This is a genomic window from Hydrogenivirga sp. 128-5-R1-1, assembly GCF_000171895.1.
Window position 1 is genome coordinate 1 of record NZ_ABHJ01000061.1, and the last position, 3821, is coordinate 3821.

Annotated in this window: 5 protein-coding genes; 2 read left to right on the forward strand and 3 right to left on the reverse strand. The window is 30.6% G+C overall.

What is annotated here, in order from left to right; translation table 11 throughout:
• The 3 genes from HG1285_RS05495 to moaA all read right to left on the reverse strand — a co-directional run.
• A partial coding sequence (locus HG1285_RS05495; RefSeq protein ID WP_008288381.1) for an SDR family NAD(P)-dependent oxidoreductase occupies positions 1-313 on the reverse strand: 313 nt, incomplete at its 3' end.
• Positions 306-686, reverse strand: a complete 381-nt coding sequence (locus HG1285_RS05490) for a hypothetical protein (protein ID WP_032496834.1) — start codon at positions 684-686, stop codon at positions 306-308. The genes HG1285_RS05490 and HG1285_RS05495, both read right to left, overlap by 8 nt.
• A gap of 34 nt (positions 687-720) precedes the next feature.
• On the reverse strand, positions 721-1749 hold the full coding sequence (gene moaA, locus HG1285_RS05485) for a GTP 3',8-cyclase MoaA (protein ID WP_008288384.1): 1029 nt from the start codon (positions 1747-1749) through the stop codon (positions 721-723).
• 106 nt (positions 1750-1855) lie between these two features.
• On the opposite strand from moaA, the gene HG1285_RS05480 reads away from it, so the two are divergent.
• Both HG1285_RS05480 and HG1285_RS05475 read left to right on the forward strand, forming a co-directional pair.
• Positions 1856-2314, forward strand: a complete 459-nt coding sequence (locus HG1285_RS05480) for a hypothetical protein (protein ID WP_008288385.1) — start codon at positions 1856-1858, stop codon at positions 2312-2314.
• Positions 2307-3668, forward strand: coding sequence for a sigma-54 dependent transcriptional regulator (locus tag HG1285_RS05475; RefSeq protein ID WP_008288386.1), 1362 nt, complete (start codon positions 2307-2309; stop codon positions 3666-3668). The genes HG1285_RS05480 and HG1285_RS05475 overlap by 8 nt, the downstream gene beginning before the upstream one ends.
• The last annotated feature ends 153 nt before the right edge of the window (positions 3669-3821 follow it).

Consider the following 3821-nt stretch of genomic DNA (forward strand, 5'->3'; position numbering starts at 1 on the left):
AAACAACTTTAAAAAAATTAATTTCTAAAAGTTTTCTCAAATCTTCCTCTTTTGTATTTTCCCAGGAATCATAAAGACCAATACCTGCATTATTGATAAGAATATCAAGATGGTTATACTTTTCATTAAATTTTTTATAAATATATTCAACGGCTGTTTTTTCTGCTAAATCAACCTCTATATGATAATCAATCTCAAAATCGGGCTTAGAACGTGATACTCCAACTACAGTAAAACCTTCTTTTTTAAATTTTAAAGCTAGTGCCTTACCAAGTCCTTTGGAAACGCCTGTTATTAAACAAGTTTTATTCATTCAAGAAGCTCTCAAGCTTTTTATCAAGTATTTCAACTACTTCTTCAATAGTAAGTTCTTTATTTTTCCCATAAGAACAGAAGTTCTTTTGAAGTTCAAAAAGGTCATTAAACATTCTTATAAGTCCTTTCGTATCTTTAGATGTAATCCACGGTTTTAATCCAGCCTGAACAATCCAGTCAAGGAAAGAAGCACTATCAACAGTATGTCTTCCTCTTAAAATATCTCCAGCGTAAAGTTCATTTTTGTTTTCATCTAAAAAAGAAAAACAAAGTGCACTAACATCAAACCACCAGTGTCCCCAGTCTTTATGATTAATTAATATGTTCCCTGTCTCCTTATCTTTTATTATCTTAATTTCATCTTTTTTCATAATAAAATAAAGGATAATTACACTCAGACCTCTGTCAACCACCTATGCTTGTCATTATTCTCTGGCATTCTCCAAAGGCATAGTTATTAAACTGAATATTTTGATTTGATATTTCTTTGGCTACAACTACTTTTCTTACAAATTCTTCTATTTCCTTTTCTGTTCCATTTTTTAGTATATCCTTAGCTATAATTTCATCGTCTGTCCTAAGGCAAAGTTTTATGCTTCCCTCTACTGTAAGTCTTAATTTTGAACAGCCGTCGCAGAATGGATTAGAAAGAGGAGTTATAAATCCAACTTTTGTATTTATTGAAGGAATTTCATAAACCCTTGCTGCACCACTTCCTATGGATGAAGAAGGGACTAATTCTCCGTATTTTTCCTCTATCATATTTTTAACCTTTTCAAGGGGCTGAACCATATCCTCATCCCATTTTATCTGCCCCTGCCCAATTGGCATCATTTCTATAAATCTAACTTCAACTCCATATTCTTTACCAAATTCTACAAAATCAAGTGCTTCATTTTCATTTAATCCTTTAATTATAACTGCATTTATTTTTATAGGTTCAATTCCAAGTTTTTTTGCCTCTACTATTCCATCTATTACATCTTGAAGATTTCCTTTTGTGATTTCATAAAAAAGCTCTGGTTTTAGACTATCTATTGATATGTTTAATCTTCTTAAACCTGCTTCTTTTAATGCTTTTGCATGTTTTTTTAGTGTTATTGCGTTTGTAGTCATTGATATATCATCAATACCTTCAACTTCATTAAGCATTGCAACAAATTTTTCTATATCCTGTCTGAGTAATGGCTCTCCTCCTGTTATTCTCACACTTTTTAATCCAAACTTTGTTAAAACTTTTACAAGTTTAACCATATCTTCATAATCTAAAATTTCCTGTCTTGGTATAAACTCTTGATTTTCAGGTCTGCAGTAAAAACATTTTAAATTACATCTGTCAGTAACTGATATTCTTAAATATGTGATTTTTGTTTGTTCTGAAGGTGCTTTATCTGGAATTATTTTTATTTTATTGCCTGATACTACATTAATCATCTTAAAATCCTCAAGATTTATTCTTTGAAATTAATGATATAACTTTTTTGTCAATTTGACAAGTTTGACATATCGGCTTTTTATTTTTTGTTGTATATTATTACTTATGGAAATATATAAACTAAAGCACGATATAAACGGCTTAATATTTAAGTTAGAAACCTCTCTGCAGTTAATAAAAGATGAGCTTGAGGAAGAGGACGAAATACTGTCAATATGTGAATCTTCTCTGAATAACTTAAAAACTTTACTTGAGCTTATTTTTACTATTGAAAAGATTAAATCAGGAGAATATAAGTTAAACCTTGAAGAAATCAGTGCTGGTGAGTTTAACCATAAAAATATTGAAATTCAAATGGAAAAAATCAGGGTAGATAGAAAACTGTTTAAGCACACTTTAGAAGTTTTAGAGAAAATCCCTTCAGGTAATCTGATTATAAAAAATGATGAAGCAATTTTTAAATGTAATAAACCATTTTCTCAAATTGAAAAATTTTACATAGATAGTATCATTTTAATACTAAAGATGTTTGAAATTAATACAAAGGTAGAAATCAATGAGTGAAAAGAAAAAGATTTTAATAATTGACGACGACAGAGAGCTTTTAACTTTAATGAAAGCCAAATTAAGCAAAAACAAGAATTATAAAATTCTAACAGAAAGTTCACCCCTTGAAGCTCTAAATACTGTTTCTACTGAAAAAATAGACCTTGCAATAATAGACAAAAACATGCCTCAGCTTGATGGAATTGAAGTTTTAAGGCATATAAAATCCCACGGTGAAAACATACAGGTTATTATGATGACAGGATTTGGAAGTATAGAAGATGCCGTGGAAGCAATGAGACTGGGAGCTTATCACTATATTACAAAGCCAATTAATTATGATGAATTAGAGCTTGTTATAAAACAAGCACTGGAACATAAAGACCTGAAAGAAGAAAATATAAGACTTCGTCAGGCTATTCAGGAAGATATTATTACAGAAAATCCTATAATGAAGTCTATTATTGAAAAAGCAAGAAAAATAGCACCTTTTGATACCAATGTTTTAATTACAGGAGAAAGCGGAACAGGAAAAGAAGTACTGGCAAAATTCATACACAAAAACAGTAAAAGGGCAGATAAGCCTTTTATTGCAGTAAACTGTGGGGCTATTCCTGCAGACCTTCTTGAAAGTGAGCTTTTTGGATATAAAAAAGGAGCATTTACAGGAGCAATTTCTGATAAAAAAGGTATTGTACAGCAGGCAGAGGGAGGAACATTATTTTTAGATGAAATTGGAGAACTTCCTTTAAATCTTCAGGTAAAACTGCTTCGTCTAATACAAAACAAAGAGTTTATACCTGTAGGTGATACAAATCCCAAAAAAGTTGATATAAGGATAATTTCCGCCACAAATAGAGACCTGCACGAGCTTATGAAAGAAGGAAAATTTAGAGAAGACCTTTTTTATAGAATTAATACAATACATTTCCAGCTGCCCCCCCTTAGAGAGAGAAAAGAAGATATAATTCCCCTTGCAAAGTTTTTTATAAAAAAAGTTTCTTTAAAATATGGAATTCCTGAAAAAAAATTTTCTAAAAATGTTATTAATCAACTTTTATCTTATAGCTGGCCGGGGAATATTAGGGAGTTGGAAGGGGTTATAGAAAGAACAGTTCTTATGGAGGACAAACCAATCATTGATAGTGTATTATTAGAGAACAATAATGTTATAATATCATACACTAAAGAGCCACTGCAAAACAGTGAAATTAAACCATTTAAACAAATAAAAGAAGAGTTTGAAAAAAAATACTTTGAAAATTTATTAAAGGAAACCAGCTGGAATATCTCAAAAGCCTCTAAGTTATCAGGTAAAACAAGAGCTGAAATCTACAGAATGATTAAGAAATATAACCTTTCAAAAGAATAAAATCCAGTTTGGCATGAATATTGTATAAACCTCCGGTAAAAACTACTGGAGGTTTGTATGATGAAGAAAAAACTTTTATTAGCATCGGCTTTGTTATCAACCACGCTCTTATTTTCCTGTGGCGGAGGAGGTAGTAGTTCAGATATTGGTACT